11 protein-coding genes are annotated in these 18317 nt (G+C 56.0%); 7 read left to right on the top strand and 4 right to left on the bottom strand.

Going from position 1 to position 18317, the window contains the following annotated elements; translation table 11 throughout:
- Nucleotides 1–35 precede the first annotated feature (35 nt).
- Nucleotides 36–791 carry an SDR family NAD(P)-dependent oxidoreductase gene (locus LOC70_RS14405; RefSeq protein ID WP_230254587.1) on the top strand — a complete coding sequence of 252 codons (756 nt, stop codon included), beginning with the start codon at nucleotides 36–38 and terminating at the stop codon, nucleotides 789–791.
- 41 nt (nucleotides 792–832) lie between these two features.
- Here LOC70_RS14405 and LOC70_RS14400 read toward each other — a convergent pair whose 3' ends face one another.
- A complete protein-coding gene (locus tag LOC70_RS14400) occupies nucleotides 833–3187 on the bottom strand; it encodes a hybrid sensor histidine kinase/response regulator (protein ID WP_230254584.1) in 2355 nt (784 codons plus the stop codon).
- Between the two features lie 646 nt (nucleotides 3188–3833).
- Between LOC70_RS14400 and LOC70_RS14395 the strand changes: the two genes are divergently transcribed.
- Together LOC70_RS14395 and LOC70_RS14390 are read left to right on the top strand one after the other, a co-directional pair.
- Nucleotides 3834–4772 (top strand): hypothetical protein, encoded by a 939-nt coding sequence (locus LOC70_RS14395; protein ID WP_230254582.1) that lies wholly within the window; start codon nucleotides 3834–3836, stop codon nucleotides 4770–4772.
- A 7-nt stretch (nucleotides 4773–4779) separates the two neighbouring features.
- Nucleotides 4780–5739 (top strand): hypothetical protein, encoded by a 960-nt coding sequence (locus tag LOC70_RS14390; RefSeq protein WP_230254580.1) that lies wholly within the window; start codon nucleotides 4780–4782, stop codon nucleotides 5737–5739.
- 45 nt (nucleotides 5740–5784) lie between these two features.
- On the opposite strand, the gene LOC70_RS14385 is transcribed toward LOC70_RS14390, so the two are convergent.
- From LOC70_RS14385 to LOC70_RS14375, 3 genes are all read right to left on the bottom strand, one after another.
- Nucleotides 5785–6204, bottom strand: coding sequence for a hypothetical protein (locus tag LOC70_RS14385; protein ID WP_230254578.1), 420 nt, complete (start codon nucleotides 6202–6204; stop codon nucleotides 5785–5787).
- Nucleotides 6205–6214: 10 nt separating this feature from the next.
- Complete coding sequence (locus LOC70_RS14380; protein WP_230254576.1) at nucleotides 6215–7225, bottom strand: DUF1559 family PulG-like putative transporter; 1011 nt, start codon at nucleotides 7223–7225, stop codon at nucleotides 6215–6217.
- Between the two features lie 290 nt (nucleotides 7226–7515).
- The gene (locus LOC70_RS14375) at nucleotides 7516–8949 is read right to left on the bottom strand and encodes a PhoX family protein (RefSeq protein ID WP_230254574.1); all 1434 of its coding nucleotides are present in this window, start codon (nucleotides 8947–8949) and stop codon (nucleotides 7516–7518) included.
- 489 nt (nucleotides 8950–9438) lie between these two features.
- On the opposite strand from LOC70_RS14375, the gene LOC70_RS14370 reads away from it, so the two are divergent.
- The 4 genes from LOC70_RS14370 to LOC70_RS14355 all read left to right on the top strand — a co-directional run bounded on the left by LOC70_RS14370 (nucleotide 9439) and on the right by LOC70_RS14355 (nucleotide 18314).
- Nucleotides 9439–11022 carry an alkaline phosphatase D family protein gene (locus LOC70_RS14370; RefSeq protein WP_230254572.1) on the top strand — a complete coding sequence of 528 codons (1584 nt, stop codon included), beginning with the start codon at nucleotides 9439–9441 and terminating at the stop codon, nucleotides 11020–11022.
- 525 nt (nucleotides 11023–11547) lie between these two features.
- Nucleotides 11548–15555 (top strand): PVC-type heme-binding CxxCH protein, encoded by a 4008-nt coding sequence (locus LOC70_RS14365; RefSeq protein ID WP_230254570.1) that lies wholly within the window; start codon nucleotides 11548–11550, stop codon nucleotides 15553–15555.
- A 154-nt stretch (nucleotides 15556–15709) separates the two neighbouring features.
- On the top strand, nucleotides 15710–17206 hold the full coding sequence (locus tag LOC70_RS14360; protein ID WP_230254569.1) for a family 43 glycosylhydrolase: 1497 nt from the start codon (nucleotides 15710–15712) through the stop codon (nucleotides 17204–17206).
- Between the two features lie 148 nt (nucleotides 17207–17354).
- Entirely contained in the window at nucleotides 17355–18314 is a 960-nt protein-coding gene (locus LOC70_RS14355; protein ID WP_230254566.1) for an acetyltransferase, read from the top strand.
- The last annotated feature ends 3 nt before the right edge of the window (nucleotides 18315–18317 follow it).

Raw genomic sequence — 18317 nt, 5'->3', positions numbered from 1 at the left:
CAGCGCCCCACTCAACTTCTGACCGGCTCTCCAACATGACTGATTCTTCCCGCCCTGTTTCCTTGATCACGGGTGCCGCCACCGGAGTTGGACGCGCGTGTGCAATCGGCTTGGCTCGGCAAGGTCACGACGTTGTGATCAATTACTCACGCAGCGAAGCCGAAGCGAAACAAACCGCGGAAGAAGCCTCTTCGATCGGCGCAAAGACCATGTTGGCCAAATGCGATGTTTCGGTCGACACCGATGTTCGCAAAATGATTGCCGAGATCCGATCCGAGTTCGGCAGGCTTGATTGCCTAATCAACAACGCCGCCACCACGGAATTCATTGAACATTCCGATTTGGAAACGCTGACCGAACCCATGTGGGATCGCATCCTCGGTGTCAACTTGAAAGGCCCTTTCTTCGTCACGCGTGCCGCGGCCGAGCTTCTCGCCGAGGGCGACGGCGGATCCGTGGTCAACGTCAGTTCCGTCGCTGGCATCACGGGTTCTGGCTCGTCCATCGCCTATTGCGCGAGCAAGGGTGGACTGAACACGATGACCAAATCATTTGCACGGTCCTTGGCCCCCAAAATTCGGGTCAACGCCGTTTGCCCGGGACCCATCGACAGTCGCTGGATTCGCGAAGGCAATCCGAACTGGGACTTGGAAGCGATGGTGGCTGACTATCCGCTCCCCAAGCCATCTCAACCGCAAGACATCGCCGACGCCGTTCTCTTTTTCGCGACGGGGACCAACCTGACGACGGGGCAACTGTTGCCCGTCGATGGTGGCCAAACAATTCGCTAAACCGCCGCCAACATTCGTTTGAATTCGCATCAAGACCTTGGTCAAGAAGCCCCTTTACCCTCACGTTCGATTTGCTGTTGCAGGTCGTCGGCGCGTTGTCGACGACGGCTAACCAATTCGGCCGAATCAATGTCTTGCGTGTAAGACGCGACCATGCTGACCAACTGAACGTGATCGATGGGCTTGGACAGATAATCATCGCACCCGCCATTCAAACACCGGTCTCGGTCACCTTTCATCGCATCGGCGGTCAGGGCAATGATCGGCCAATCGATGCCTGCTGATCGCAGCAACGCCGTGGCTTGCAATCCGTCGATATTGGGCATCTGCATGTCCATCACGATCAAGTCAAACGGCTGCCCCGCATCTCGAGCTTCAATCGCGGTGTCCACTCCATCCTGCCCGTCTTCCGCGGTGGCCACGGTCGCTCCGGCTTTCTCCAAAAAGTGCTGACTGATGTGCCGCACATCGCGACGATCGTCGACCACCAAAACCCGGCAATCCAACATTGGCGTTTCCGCCAGCATCTCCTCAGGCCGAGGTGGCTGCTTGATCAAATCAGGCTGCACCAACTTGATGCCATCCACGCTGTGGACCGGCAACCGCACGTAGAACGTGGAACCTTCGCCCAGTTCACTTTCAAGCGACATTTCGCCTTCCATCATCTCGATCAATCGCTGGCTGATCGCCAAACCCAATCCACTGCCGCCATACTTTCGCGTCACCGACGCATCGCCTTGGGAAAATGGTTTGAACAATCGGTCTTGTTGTTCTTTGCTGATTCCAATGCCCGTGTCGACGATGCAAAACTCAACAACCGGAGGCTCGGCACCCTGGATGAATCGGATCTTCAGCTCAACACTGCCCTCATCGGTGAACTTGATCGCGTTGCTGATGAGATTGATCAGCACCTGTCGCAACCGCGTCGGATCCGTTTCGATTGACTGAGGCACCTTGCCTTCGAACATCACCTGGAAGTCGACATTCTTTTCTTCCGCGCGCACCTGCATCAGCGATTGAATGTCACCGACCAAGCGAGGCAGCGGCACGGGTTCTGCCTCGACGCTCAACTTGCCGGCTTCGATACGAGACAAGTCCAAGATGTCATTGATCAACGACAACAGGTGTTCGCCGTTGCGTTTCATGATCAAGATGCAATTTCGGTTGTCCGGGTCTTCCAAGTGCCCCAGCAACACGTCCGCGTATCCCAGAATCGCCGCCATCGGCGTGCGAATTTCATGACTCATGTTGGCCAAGAATTCGCTCTTGGATTGGTTGGCGGCGAGCGCCATCTGCTCACTGCGTTGCAAGCGTTCTTCTTGGCGTTTGCGTTCCGTCACGTCGGCGACCGTTCCGTCGAAACTGGTCAACACCGTCTTTTTCCGTCGCTTGCTTACGCGAGCGATTCCCTTGCTGGAAACCCAGCGGATCGAACCATCACGATGCACCACGCGATATTCGACCGAATACGGTGTTGGATCCAGCGGTGACATCGACGCTCGCATGGCCTGCCGCACCCGGGCCCGGTCGTCGGGATGAATGCGTCTGAGTGAGTCCTCAAACGACAGCTCTTGTTTTTCGACGCCGTGCATCCGCCGATAGCGTTCATCGGTCTGCAAAGTGTTGGTGGTTGGATCCAAATTCCACGCCCCCATTTCCGCCGCGTCCAACGCCAACTGAACACGTTCTCGAGTTGCATTGAGCGTGATCGCATCTCGTTCAGCTTTGCGTCGGTTCCGCTCCAGCAGATACAGCACACTTCCGACCAACACCAAACCGATCAACGTCGAGGAAACGGAAGTGATGATGCCGCTTCGATAAGCACGCGATGCCATCGATTCACGAACGACCAGCATGTTCTCTTCGATTTGACGCATTGAATTGGCCATCTCTTCGATGCGACCCATCAAATTTTGACGCGAATTTTCGATGACGGTTTCGCGAGCCGCATCGGCACCCTGCTCGGTCCGAACCTTCAACACGTTCCTCAAGTGCTCGATGCGTTCTTGTACCAGCGGCTTCAGCTCCTCGAATTTGGATCGCTGAATTTGATGGTCATCCAACAACTCGTCAAATTGATCCATCCCTTCCTCGGTCCGACGGATCGCCTCATCAAAAGACTTCAGATGGTCGTCGTCTCCGGTGATCAAAAAATCACGCTGACCACGTTCGGCATCCATCACCGATCCTTCGATCTCCGCCAGCAAAGCGAGCACTTTCAACGTCAAGCCCACCTTCAATCGCGTTTGCTGCAGTTCGCGAATGTTGTGCAGCGCGATCACGCCGCTGATGACCAACACGATGATCACCGCAGCGACCGCCAACGGGTTGAGCAGACTACGTGTAAGACTGATCGGATTATCGGAGGTTGATATCGAATTCACCCGTGCTTCCATCCTCGAGTGAAAGATTCAAATAAGTGGGGCACGTCCCAACGACGCACCACAATCCAACTAATCAGAATTAATTTGCCGCTCACTGGACGCAATCAAGCAGTTCTCTCGACAACCTGCAAACGCTTTCCAGGTCTGACGCAGCACGTGTTCTCGAAACACACGGCTTTCGTCGCAATGCCAAATCCATCCGTCGCCACGGCAGACACCGTTTCGCGGGCATCGCTGGTGGGACCAACGTCTGCGATCAATTCTCACCCAAAATTGGAGTGGATGGTCCTGATTTGGTCAATTCCGTCGATCGCCTGACCCTGCGAGCCATTGCAAGACACCCCACACCATTCCAAGCAACATTGGCCAGGCAGCATTGGCCATGCAGCATTGGATTGCGTGCATCCTCCCACCCTTCTAATGGGCACCCATCGCGGCGCACAAACGTGTTAGCTTGGCACCTCTCGAAAGCCAGACTCAATCCGATATCACGTCGCAAATGTACACCTCTCGGCAATCGCCAACGTAGTCGCGAATTTTGGGTTGATGCGAGAGGCCCCCACCCACCTCAGCAGGTGAGCGCCCCCAATCGCAACTTTTGCGGCCAAACACTGCAGTCCGAACCGCCAACCTCATCAACCGTCAGCTGCCCACCGATATGCCCTCCCTGGAAGCCACCCCCACGCCGGACGTTCAGGAGATTGCCTGTCAATCTTGCGGCGCCGCACTAACGGGTTTGTCGGGGATGCTGGCCACCATTTGTCCGTACTGTGCCTCGCCATCGGTCATCCAACGACCACCGTCGAAGAACCGTCCCTCACCAACTTTCGCGATTGGTTTTGTGGTCGATCAAGACCGTGCGACTCAGTTGGTGAAACAATGGATTCGGCGAGCCCATTTCTTCGCGCGATCCGATTTCAAACGTGCGGCTCCCGATTGCACGCGGGGCGTCTACCTCCCCGCGTACCTGTACGGTGCCGTGGCCGACACGCAGTACTCCGCAGAAATCGGTGAGAACTACACCGAGACCGAAACCTACACGACCACTGATTCCAAAGGCAAACGAGTCACCCGCACACGCACCGTGACCAAGACCGAATGGCGAAATCTGCAGGGCCAACATTCTTGTTATGTCGTGGACGTGATCGTCACGGCATCCAAAGGCACCGACAACGACTCCCTGGAAGCGATTGAACCGTTTGACCTGCGATCTCTGCGACGTTTTTCACCTTCGATTGTGACCGGCTGGATGGCGGAACTTCCCAGCAAAGATCAGTCGACATGCTTCCAACTGGCCCACACAGAAACCATTACGAAAGTCGGCAACCAACTCAAACATTTCATGCCGGGGGATTCCCACCGCAATCTTCAACACCGAACTCAACTGTCGCGAGAAGTCATTGATTTGGTGTTGTTGCCGATCTGGTGCTTTGCCGTTCGCTACTCGGACGACGCTCCTCCGGTGCAGATCCTGGTCAACGGTCAAACGGGACGGGTCGCGGGCGATGTCCCCACCTCCACCACGAAAATTGCCATCGTGGTGATCGCCGCGTTGCTGGTGATCGGATTGTTCGTTCTTCTTCTCGCATCCCAGTGAGCATTGCATGATTCCCGTTGAAGTCCTCTGCTCACGTTGCGAAACGCCGCTGGAACAAGGCGACCTGCGTTGTTCCATTTGCGGGCAATCCGCACCCGACCGCCCCAACGACCGCCAGTCCACTGTGGCGAAGATCCTGCGATGCCAAGGTTGTGGCGCCGCGGTCGCGTTTGATCCGGAACATCAAGCCCCTTGCTGTTCGTTTTGCGAGGGTGTGGTGCAACTGGAAACCATTGTCGATCCGATGGAGCAAACCGAAGGCTACCTGCCCTTCTTGCTGACACCGGATGATGCGCAACGGGTCCTTCGCCATTGGCTCGGATCACTGGGCTGGTTTCGCCCCAGCGACTTAATCACGGCGTCTCATGTGGACGATCTGCATCCGCTTTACTGGGTCGCGTGGGTCTTCGACACCGAATGCAAGATCAGCTGGACCGCTGACTCCAACGCCAATTCACGACGATCCAGTTGGGCACCTCACTCCGGACAAACCGACGTCACCTTCCAGAACATCTTGGTGTCCGCCTCCCGAGGTTTATCGCACGCGGAAACCATCGCCGTCAGCCGTCGATTGGACCTGCGAACCGTCCACTCCACCCCTCCCGATGACGCGGACATCACGCGAGAACAATTTGACGTCCAACGATCGCAAGCTCGTCGACAAGTTCGCGACGCATTGCGAGAGATGGCCAAAAAACACGTGCAGGACACGCAGATTCCTGGATCGCGTTTCCGCAACGTGAAAGTCGAATCGGTCGTGAAGGGTCTCACGACTCGGCGTTTGTCACTGCCCGCCTATGTGATGGCCTATCGATATCACAACGAACTTTACCGTGTCGTGATTAGCGGCCAAAACGGCCAAGACTTGATCGGCTCGGCTCCGTACTCCACCGCCAAAATCGTGCTCGCGGTCGGCTGTGCGATCGCGGTGGCCATGCTGCTCATGGCAATTCTCGCCGCGGCCTGACGCCACGCTAAATGCCGGGCCTCGACGGAGGCCACACACCGATGATCAGTCGGTCGTGGTCAGTTCAATCGTCCCGGCATCAAACAGCGATTGATCCGGAACATTCCACTGAATGGAGGTCGCCTTCTTGGTGGCGTAGCGACCGTTCAATCGATCACCTTCTTGCGATCGACTCACCACGTTGAATTCGCTCCACACGAACGTCACATCGTAAACGCCCGGCACAACGCCATCTCCCTGGCGATGCGTGCTGATCTCGAACATGCCTCCGTCGGAGGTGACGCCTTTGGACAATGCCGGCCCATCGGATTCGGGGTGCAGTTCAATCACCACACCAACTGCGGGTTCGCCATCCACGGTCACGACGCCCCGAACGGGCACCAAACCGTCATCGGTTTGTTTTGAGCGACAGCCTACGAATCCAACCGTGAACGAAGCCAGCGAAAACACCAAGAAGGCTTTCATTGCACTTCGTCTAAATCCCATCATTCGAAATGAATTCCCGACCGCGACGTGTGATGTGAGAGGACAGTACTGCGGGCTCCACGTTGGTGTCGATGAACCGAATGGAACCATCGGCAAACGCGAAGTGACATCCGCCAACATGGAAACTGTGAAAACCAAATCCGCGTGCGTTGGTGCAGTTGATCGCGCAAGGGCCGCCCAATGGAGGCCAACTCAAACCGCTTCGCAACGAACCTTGTAACCAGTGTTCGCCGTTGAGCAAATCGCCCCAGCCACCGCCTTCCACGCCGATTAGTGCATTGGTGGCAACGGGATCTTCACGGCCAGCGCTGTAGACCACATTGCCGCCTGTCCGCTCACCAAACAACGTTGTGTGGGACAAGCCATCCAAGATGTCGGCAAAGCGACCATCGTGCTCTCCGCCGAAGACTTGGCTGACCACCTGCATCGCACCTTCCCGTCCACCACTCAACGAGGCGCCGTAGGCGAAGTGCGCATACGTCCCGCGAACACCCGTCGTGGGCGAAAAGTCGGCCGGGGCCAGGTTGGTGGCGGTGAATGGCAATCCGGCGGGCGTGGAATCAAACGTGTAGCGTCGCGAATCCATTCCACCGGGGGATGACGGACACACGAAAGCCGGCATCGGATTCTGAAGCACCGCCACGTTGTCAGGACTGATCTGATCCACCGACAAACGTTCATGATCGATCTGTTCCCAGACGCCATTCATTTCCATCTGCGGCAAAATCGCCATCATCCAGTTGCCGCCGTTGAACGCGTCGGGAGTCGTCTCCAACCACCACGCACGTGGCAACTTTCGAAACGCGGAATGGTAGTTGTGAATGGCAAGCGCCAATTGCTTGGAGCGATTTGCACAATCGGTTCGCCGTGCCGCTTCCCGTGCCGCCTGCACCGCAGGCAACAACAACCCAACCAACATGCCTATGATCGCGATCACCACCAACAATTCGATCAGGGTGAACGCGGACCGCCGTGACGTTTTCGCGGTTCCGTAAGCCATTCCTCAAAGCCCTTCTGCAGATAAGACCACCGGAGTCATCGGGCAAGCTGACCACGCACCAACGCCTCCACCCTCCGATCACTTTGATCGCCGCAACGCTCAGCGACCAAGCCTCAGAAGTGGCACTCAGAATACACTCTGAGGGGGAAGCACCAATGGAGAAACATTCAGTTTTCGCACAACCGCAGCGTCAAAGAGCAGATCTCGAACCGTCTGCGGGCTGTAGGCGAAAGAACACACCACCCCTCTACAGAACCAAATCCAAGGCGACTGCAGTGACTTGAGGGGCACTATGCAAAGGCGTCTTTCCAGGGGCCCGTGATGGCACAGGTGATCCCAGGACTCTGAAGATTGATGAACAGCCACTTTCCGTCAGGGCTGAACGTCGCCCCCGCCCATTCCTTGGTTCGGAAGTCACCCTTCCAGCCATTCTTCTCGCCATGAAGTTGCACGTTGTTTTCCGCCAGCAACTTTAAATGGCCGTCTTGCGACAAAGTGAACGCACGCTGCGGATACTCGTTGGCACCGTAGTCATTGTCCTCGCACAACACCAAACCTCCCTGCGGGCTGACACAGAGATTGTCGGGCATGTTCAGCGTTGGCTTGCTAGGTGATTCAAACAGCAGTTTCAGCTTTTGCTGCTCCGGATCGAATTGCCAAATCTGGCCAGCCTGTGCTGCACCGCCACTGGTCGCATCGAAATAGACGACGCCATTTCCGAACCAGCAACCTTCCAAACGCGAAAACGTGGATCCGCCTTTGGCTTTGCCTTGCAAGTAAACACCGAGCTCATCACCCATCTCGTTTTCGCTGGTACGTTTGCTCAGCGACTCGGGGCTGTGGGCCCGAGACGGATCGTCAATCTTGTGCCAGACGACATCAAACTCAACGCCGTTCTTGAAACCGCCACGCAGATCTGGTTGACCAACCACCTCCGCCATTTCCAACACGCCACCCTCGTGCAGCTTGCCAGGAGTCTTGGGCAGGAAACGATAGAAACCAGATGTCCCGCGATCTTCCGTCAGGTAAACAACTCCCGAGTTGCGATCGACTGCGATTGCTTCGTGCACGAAGCGGCCCATGTCCCGAATCGGCACCGGATTGCCATCTGAATCAGTGTGCCCAACTTCAAAAACCCAACCATGCGTTTTCTCGAACGTGCGAACCTTGTCTTCTTTGTAGTGATCGGCATCACGAGGCCCCAATACGGTTTCCTCCGCGGTCAACCAAGTGCCCCATGGCGTCACACCACCGGCACAGTTCCGGCTGGAACCGGAAAACACAACGCGACTGCTCAACCATTCGCCTTTCGCGCTGTCGAACTTCAATTCCGTGCAACCGGCACGTGCGCGGCCGTCGTATGCATTGCCTGATTTGATTGCGATTGCCCGTCCGTCATCGCTGATCTCATGGTTGCGCACCAAGGTCAACACGTCTCCTTCGGCGGCGATGACTCCCATGCCGTCGTGTGCCACGGGCGTTGGGGTGCCGTCATGCATGATGTCGCCGGACCATCCGAACGTTCGGTAGCGGAAACCTTCCGGCAGACGCAGCAAGGGCAGCCCGGTGGACTCATCCGACATCGGACGCAACACGGGTCCTTTTTGGGGCTGTCCGCCGCTGGCGACGCGTTGGCCCAATCCCGCGATCGCCGCGGTCACACCAAAAGAACCCAAAGCCGAAAAGTTGTCACTCAAGAACTGTCGACGATTGCGATCGGTCACGGTTGAAAACCATCCCCAAGAAAGAACATCCATTCGATGGAGCACGCGATGCCCAAATCGAATTTGAATCAGAAAAGCTATTTGCCACCCGAGCGATTGACCGCAAGCGTTTCTCTCGACCGATGCGGATTGCCTCTCGAGCCGGCTCAAATTTTCGCGACAAGGTAGCCCATTCCGATTTGCCCGCACCGGCAGATCCCCGAGGAAGGAACAATCTTCATCGTTTGTTCACAATTGCGGATTGCGAGCATGAAGATTCGCGGAATTACCGTCGGACGCTCCGCTCGCATGTTGGCTCAACTTGAGCAGCCGATACACTTCGCCTCGATTTTTTGGCACCTCCATCTTGGTTTCCCTAAAATCAACAAAGTTTCGGAACGACTGATTCACCTCGACGACCCATCGAGCTTTCGCTGCACGATTTTCTGCAAACCTTTCTGCAAACCGCGCCACCCACCAACGACTTCCCTCCAACCAAGCCGACTCCCTATGTCTCGCCAACACGCTTCCGACTGTTCTTCGCAAAGCCATCTCAACCGCCGCCGATTCTTGGCTTTCACGGGTGCACTGCCCGCGTTCGTGACGGCTTCGCAGCATGCTTGGGCGTCCGCCACGCCGACGTTCTCATCCAATCCGTTTTCGCTGGGCGTCGCATCAGGAGATCCTGATCATCGTGGCATGGTGTTGTGGACACGGCTGGCTCCATCTCCTTTGGAACCCAATGGCGGCATGCCCGCGCAGACCATCGCGGTTCAGTGGGAAGTTGCCAGCGACGACAGTATGCGGAACGTGGTCGCGTCGGGAACTCACTTGGCGACACCGCAGTTGGGTCACTCTGTCCATGTTGAGCTCGATCAACTCGAACCCAACCGCTGGTACTGGTACCGCTTCCGTTGTGGCGATGCGGAGAGCCCCATCGGTCGCACTCGAACCATGCCACTTCCTCACGAACTGCCTGACAAAGTTCGTTTCGCGGTCACATCGTGTCAAAACTACGAACAAGGTTTGTTCACTGCTTACGAACAGATGGCCGCCGACAATGTGGACCTCGTGTTTCACCTGGGCGACTACATCTACGAATACGAAGCCGGTCGCAATGGAAAGGTTCGAACGCATCACGGATCAGAAATCATGTCGCTGGGCGATTACCGAATTCGCCACGCTCAATATCGATCCGACAAACTGTTGCAAAACATGCACGCTCAATGTCCGTGGTGGCTGACCTGGGACGACCACGAATTTGACAACAACTGTGCGTGTGATGTATCCGAAGAGAAGGGCATCGATCCACTCGACTTCCTTTCCCGACGAGCCAACGCGTACCAGGCCTACTACGAAATGATGCCGTTGCGTTTGCGTCAGATTCCACGCGGCAGCGACATGCGGCTGTACCGCACCGGCAACTTCGGACGCTTGGCAGAATTTAGCATTCTCGATACCCGCCAATATCGAACGGACCAACCCAACAATGATCGCAAGAGTCCGCTGAACGAGGCCGCGATGGATCCCAACCAATCCATGTTGGGTCCTAAACAACGTGGCTGGCTGACGCGCAACTTGATTCGTTCCAACGCCACTTGGAACGTGCTGGCCCAGCAAGTCATGATGGGCATGGTCAATCGGTCGGGCGATCCCAACAATCATCAGTTCTCGATGGATCAATGGCCCGGGTACTGTCACGAACGCAGCGAGCTTCTGAGTTTCATTCAAGACCGCCGGGTTAGCAATCCTGTCGTCCTGACCGGAGACATCCACTCCAACTGGGCCAACGAACTTCGCGTCGACGACCGACGTTCGGAAGACAACTTGGTCGCGACGGAGTTTGTCGCAACCTCGCTTTCCAGCGGCGGCAACGGTCCCGACAAGCCCAAGAATTTGGATGCCGTGCTGGCCGAGAACGCTTGCGTGAAATGGCACAACACGGAACGAGGCTACATTCGCTGCGAAGTCACTCCGGAATCATGGCAATCGGACTACATGGTGGTCGACGATGTGTTGAAGCCCGGCGGCAAGACCTTCGTTCGCAATTCGTTCGTCGTTGAATCCGGCTCGCCAAAGCTTCAAAAAGCCTGAGCCGAACAACGTCACAGAACGATCGCTCGCCACTTGCGGGCGATCCCTTGCCTCGCTTTTCCTTCGCGCGTCCGATTCGGATCAGACAGAGCATCTCAAGGATTCGCGTCATCTCCAATCTCAACTTTTCGCGGCACCAGCGGTGCTGCGCCGTCGGTCATGCGTCTCGCAACGAGACTTCGCAGCCGCCCTTCTTTTCTCCGGCGGCAATCGCGTTTCTAAATCCAGGACGTTCAATCCGCCCCACAGCCTTTCTGAACGCACGCCAAGTTTCTTCGCATGCCACCCGGCAATTCACCACCAAAGCCGAAGTCTATTCATTTGCGACACGCCCAAGCACGGTGAAATTGGAGTGCATCTCGTCGCTCTTCCTACAAACAACGTCCACCAGGGTTCAGGATCACGCCCCAATCGCAGTTCTCGGATGCTCAAAAGCACTCAATGAACTACAATGTTGCTCCTCTCTAAGTTCCCTCCTCCTACCTTCTAGATCCGGCCAAACCGGACCTAAGAACCTGCCTCAAAATGAAACAGCTCAAAACAATCCGCACGCGGCGTGCGGCCAAAGATTTGCGACATCGTGTCGCAACGTGGACTGGGACGGCGGTCGCGGTCGTTTTCGCTTGCTTGGCAGCAGGAATTGCCCCAGCAAACGCCAAAGAAGACGCTGCCGCCGGCAACACGCCGCCGGAAGTGATCACCACGGTCACGGACAACGAGACGCAACAAACTAAGAAAGTCCGCCCGGAGTATCTGCAGCCAACGGAAGTCAAATCCGCCGCTTCGCCGACTTCGCTGCCGCTGAAACCCGAAACTGGCGAGACCATTGTTTTCCTCGGAAACGATCTGGCCTCTCGGATGGAGCTGTTTAATTTCTTTGAAACGGCGTTGTACCAACAGTTTCCTGACCAGCAGCTCACGTTCCGCAACATGGGTTTTCCGGGACACACGCCCGCCTATCGTCCGGAAGCTGGCAAGAAAGATCCGTGGGCATTCCCCGGAGCCAACAAGTTTCGCCCGGAAATCCAGGCTCACTACGGCGAGGGTCACTATCCCAAACCGGACGAATGGCTGACCATCGTCAAAGCCAACACGATCGTCGCGTTCTTCGGCTTCAACGAATCATTTGATGGCTTGGAAGGCGTTGAAAACTTCAAAAACGAACTGCGCGCTTTCGTGGATCACACCCTGTCGCGTTCGTACCAACGTGATCCGGCCCAGCCGCCGCGGTTAGTGCTGGCCACGCCGATCGCAATGCAACAGCATCCTGATTATCACCTTCCCAGTGCCGAAGATCGCAATCAAATTTTGAAGGCCTACGCCGATGCCGTCGGCGTTGTCGCGGACGAAAAGAAAGTGGGCTTCATCGATCTGTTCACACCCACCTCCGCATGGTTCCAAAACGCGGACGAGCCTTTGACGCTCAACGGCGTGCACCTATCGGAGGCGGGCTATCAAAAGCTCGCTCCCGTCTTGATGCAGCAACTCTTCGGTGCCGACGCGGGCACTCCCGAAAAAGACTCACTGCTGCACCAAGCCGTCCAAGACAAATCATGGTTTTGGCGCAATGACTATCGCATGCTCAACGGCGTGCACGCCTACGGACGTCGCTGGGCCCCCTACGGGAACTTCAACTACCCCGAGGAAATCGAAAAAATCCGCCAAATGACGGTTCTGCGGGACCAAAACATTTGGTCCGTCGCACAAGGCAAATCGTCCACCCTCGAAGTCGATGACTCGATCACGCGTCCTCTTTCGCCGGTCGAAACGAATTTCCGAATGAGCGAAAAGAACGGCAACCCGGACTACATCAAGGCGGAAGAAGAAGCCCTGAAGAAGTTCGAAATGCCGGAGGGATACCAGGTTTCCTTGTTCGCCTCCGAGCAAGATTTCCCCAACCTGGGTAACCCGGCCCAGATGCGGTTTGACAACGAAGGACGTCTTTGGGTCTCCACGTTGCCAAGCTACCCGCACTACAAACCGGGCGATGCAAAACCCAACGACATGATCTTGATCTACGAAGACACCGACGGCGACGGACGGGCCGACAAAGAAACAGTCTTCGCTGATGGCCTGCACATGCCCATTGGTTTCGAACTCGCTCCCGAAGGTGTCTACCTCTCGCAAGAGCCTTATTTGGTTTTGCTGAAAGACACCGACGGAGACGATCGTGCTGATTCGACAACCTACTTGTTGGACGGGTTTGACCCGCACGATACCCACCACGCCATCTCCGCTTTCGACGTCGACAACGGCAACGGCATCTACATGTGCGAAGGCCGCTTCTTGCACTCGCAAGTCGAAACCCCGTGGGGCCCACAACGGATGACCGACGGTGGCGTTTGGCGATTTGATCCAAGCTCGTGGAAAGTCGAACGCGTGATGCAGTCCGATGTTTCCAACCCTTGGGGCGTTGCTCATGACGAATATGGACAAACCTTCGTCAACGATGCGTCCGGTGGCGCGCAGTACTGGATGCTTGGCTACTCAATCAACATCCCTCACTCGAAGGAAATCCCGAAGGTTTCCAAGTTCAATTACGAGCACCACACTCGCCCGACATCGGGATCGGAATTCCTGTACAGCCGCCATTTCCCAGAGGAAGTCCAGGGCGACTACATGTACGCCAACACCATCGGCTTCTTGGGAATCAAGCAGTACAAGACCGTTGAGGATGGTGCGGAAATCAAAGGCAAGTTCCGTCAGAACCTGATTCAATCGTCCGACGGAAACTTCCGTCCCTGTGATTTGGAAGTCGCCCCGGACGGCAGCCTGTACTTCATCGATTGGCACAACACGCTGATCGGTCACATGCAGCACAGTGCTCGTGACCCGATGCGAAATTCCGAATACGGCCGCATCTATCGCATCACCTACGGCGACCGACCATTGGTTGATCCGCCGAAGGTTGCGGGTGCATCGATCGAACAACTGTTCGAAAACATGAAGCTCCCTGAGGTCAACGCTCGCAAACGTTCGCACCGCGAATTGCGTGGCCGAGACAAGCAAACGGTTTTGGATGCCGCTGCCAAGTTCGCTCAAGACAATTCGGACAACGAACGTTTGGTCCTGGAAGCTCTTTGGGCGACCTGGGGTCAACAGGCTCCTTCTACTGAGTTGCTGGATGCGTGCATGAAAGCCGAAGACCATCGCGTTCGTTCGGCGGCCGTGCGAGTCGTTCGTCACTGTCTGCATTTGCTGGACGATCCCAAAAACTATTTGCTGACGGCAGCCAAAGACCAGCACCCTCGCGTGCGTTTGGAAGCACTCTCGGCCGGTTCCTGGTTGGGTGGTCGCGATGGTGCCGATGTGCTTTTGACGGTCGCTTCCTACAAGACCGATCGCTGGATTCGAAACGCTTTGAACGCCGCGATGTGGACGCTGAAAGGCGATGTCGAAAAAACGATCGAAGAGAACTCGTTTGACACCGACAACTTGATGGTGGAGTACAAGAACCTGCTGGCGAGCAAGCTGGAAGGTGCGGCTAAACCAAAGAACTACCGAACCAAATCGGACAAGTTCAAAAACAAACAGTTCGCCCAAACTTACAACCTGGGCCAACAGGTGTTCTTCGAAGAAGGATCGTGCTACGCCTGTCACCGGGATGACGGTGAGGGCATCGTGCGGATCTACCCTCCACTGGCCGGCAGTGAATGGGTCAACGGGGATTCCGAACGTTTGATCAAGCTCACCCTGCACGGCATCTGGGGCAAAATCCGCGTTCGCGGCAAAGTCTTTGAGCCAACTCAAGGTGTGCCTCCGATGACCGCCATCGGGAACATGTTCTCGGACGCGGAAATCGCTGCGGCATTGACTTACGTTCGCAACAGCTGGGGCAACGACGCCAGCGCCATCACCCCCGAAGAGGTGAAAGAAGTTCGCGCAGCGACCAACGACCGCCAACGGTTCTACAGCCCGGAAGAACTGATCGAGATGCATCCGTTCCCCGAAGGCAGTCGCCCGGAAATGGTCGAAGACGAACCCGCCACCAATCAGCTCGAAACGGAATTGTTGGCGGAATCGCTGAGCGATCTGGTTCGAGATGCTCGCGAAAATGGGGACGCCGTTCGGGGTGCACAGTACTTCTACGGAACGAAGACGGCCTGTGCGACCTGTCACGACGTCAGCGAGGGTTATCAGCTTGGACCGCAACTGACAAAGGCTCGCGAGGACATCACTCACGAGCATTTGATCGAGTCGATTCTCAAACCATCGGAGAAGATTCTGGATGGGTACCAAACGGTGAATGTGATCACCGTCGATGGTGCGATCCTGTCAGGCTTCTTGGTGGAAGAAACGGATGACAAGATCACGCTCAGCATCGCAGCCGATCAAGGCAAACCACGCACGATTCCAATCGATGATGTGGAAGATGTCCTCGAGTCCCAAAACTCGACGATGCCTCCTGGCCTGGCAAACATGCTGAAAGATCGCCAGCAGTTCTTGGATCTGTCCCGCTTCCTCTTTGAGATCAACGAAGGCGGCGTGGAGAAACTGAACCAGCTGAAAAAGAAGGCCAAGATCAAGAACTAAAGCCTTTTAAATTTCATTTGGCCGGTGCGAAGTTGCCTGACTTCGCACCGGCTTTTTTTATGCCCGCACGGCTTTCGTTTGCTGTGGTTCACGCTTCATCGCGAGTACAGTGTCGTACGTTCACACAAATTCTCGGCATTCCACCAGCTTCATTATGTTTCGCGGTCGCTTCATCATCCTCGCCCTGTTGCTGTTATATATCAGTCTGTTACCGGCCATTCATTCTGATTTGCACGCTCAACCGTCTGACGACAAGCTGCATGTGATCCTTGGCGGCGACCACGCCGACCCAACCATCGTGCGGGACGGCAATGACTTCTACATGACGCACAGTTCCTATCGAACTTATCCAGGACTGAAGATCTGGCATTCCACGAATTTGGTCGACTGGACTCCCATCGCCAATGCGCTTGGTCGCGATGTGGGAACAGTTTGGGCCCCCGAGTTGATTCATCATGATGGGCTCTTCTACCTCTACTTTCCTTCCAGCGGGAAAAACTTTGTGGTCACGGCCGAAAACCCTCGCGGTCCTTGGTCCGATCCAATCGAGCTGGATGTGCCCGGGATCGATCCGGGCCACATCGCTACGCCGGAGGGCGAGCGATTCCTCTACCTTCACAACGGCAAGGTCGTCCCGTTGTCCAAAGACGGCTTGAAGGTGATGGGAGGCCCGCAGCAGAAGCACTTTGGGTGGCAGTACCCCGACGATTGGGAAGTCGAATGCTTTTGCCTGGAATCACCCAAACTGACTTATCGCAACGGCTACTACTACATGACGGCTGCCCAAGGCGGCACCGCTGGACCAGCTACCAGCCACATGGTGACATCCGCCCGGTCGAGATCCCCGTTGGGGCCGTGGGAAAACAGCCCTCACAATCCCGTTGTCCACACTTGGTCCAGAAACGAGACCTATTGGTGCAAAGGACATGGCACCATCATCGATGACGCGGACGGCAATTGGTACGTCGTTTATCACGGCTACAAAAAAGACGCCTTGCCACATGGCCGGCACACCTTGCTGGAATCCATCCAGTGGACCGACGACGGATGGTTTGTTTTGAAACGTGATCCGAAGGTAGAACCCGAGATCATCGATCACACCAATGGAACGCTCGCGGACGACTCCTTCGATTCACATGAACTTGGCCTGCAGTGGCAAATGACGGGTGCCCACGTTCTGAATGCGCATCACGTCGGCGAGGGACAATTCGTTTTCCAGAACCCCGATGAACGCATGCGAACTTTGCAGGTCATTCCGCCCGAGAAAAACTACGACGTTCGAATCGAAATTGGTGACCAAGATCCCGACGTCGAACTCGGTCTATCCATTTGGTACTCCGAAGCCCGACTGGCCGGCGTTGCCGTGCAGAACAATCGCGTCATCATGCGACTGAACGATTCGCGTCGGTCCTTTCGAGGCGTTCGTGGCGAAAAAATTCGATTCCTCCGCGTGACTCTCTCGAACATGACAGCCAACTTATACGTCAGCGAGGACGGTGAAGACTGGACCAAGTGTTCCCGAACCTTTGAGCTGTCCGGCTATGACCACAACGTCCTGGGGAGCTTTTCTTACCTTCGTCCAGCGATCTACGCGGAAGGAACCGGCAAAGCTGCGGTTCACTCGTTCGAGTACTCACCGCTGAGCGAATGAGACACCACAACCGGTGGCTTTCAATTTTCGGACGAGTCACGGTGCTTACAAACGTTTGCTCCATCAGACGTGTGCGAACCATTTCGCTCAGCTCGACGCGGACTAGAATCGTGCTCGATTCTTCCCTCTGATTTAACGAGCGTTTCGCGTGACTCATTTCGACGTTTTCAATGGTGATGCCGACGGCATCTGTGCCCTTCACCAACTCCGCTTGGCCGAACCCAAAGAAAGCACGCTGGTCACGGGTGTCAAACGCGACATCAATCTTGTCAAACGAGTCCCCGCGGTCTCGGGTGATTCGGTCACCGTGCTGGACATCTCACTGGACAAGAATCGCGAAGAACTGAAACGAGTCCTCGCGGCCGAAGTTCCGGTCATCTACTTCGATCACCACTTCGCCGGCGACATTCCGGAATCGTCGCTCTTGTCCACGCACATCGACACCGCCGGCGATGTCTGCACCGGTCTGTTGGTCAATCGCTATTTGGATGGTCAATTCCTGCCTTGGGCGGTCACCGCCCTGTACGGCGACAACCTGCATGACGCGGCAAAAACTGCCGCTGAACCACTTGGCCTGAATGATGACCAGCTCGCTGAACTCGAACAACTGGGAACCTTGCTCAACTACAACGGCTATGGCGGAACGCTGGACGACCTGTATTTCGCGCCGGATGAGCTCTATCGGAAAGTTCAACCCTACGCGGACCCGTTCGAATTCATCGCATCAGACACCACGTTCGAAACGCTACGTGATGGTTTCGACAGCGACATGACGCGAGCTGCCTCGATTGAGCCCAAACTTGCCACCGAGTCTTGCGCCGCATTCCTATTCCCCAACGATTCCTTTTCGCGTCGAGTCAGCGGCGTCTACAGCAACCAATTGGCTCGCGAAAATCCTGAACGAGCCCACGCGCTGCTGAGCGAACTTCCGTCGGGGGAGTACTTGGTCAGCGTCCGAGCACCACTGGCAACCAAGACCGGTGCCGATGAATTGGTCCGCCAATTCCCAACGGGTGGAGGCCGCAAAGCTGCTGCGGGGATCAATCAATTGCCCGCCGACCAGCTTCAAAAATTCCTGGACACGATGCAGCAACAGTTCGCTCGGTGATGG

It is taken from the genome of Rhodopirellula halodulae, from assembly GCF_020966775.1.
In the GTDB taxonomy this organism is placed as follows: domain Bacteria; phylum Planctomycetota; class Planctomycetia; order Pirellulales; family Pirellulaceae; genus Rhodopirellula; species Rhodopirellula halodulae.
This window is presented reverse-complemented; position numbering and strand designations above follow the sequence as displayed.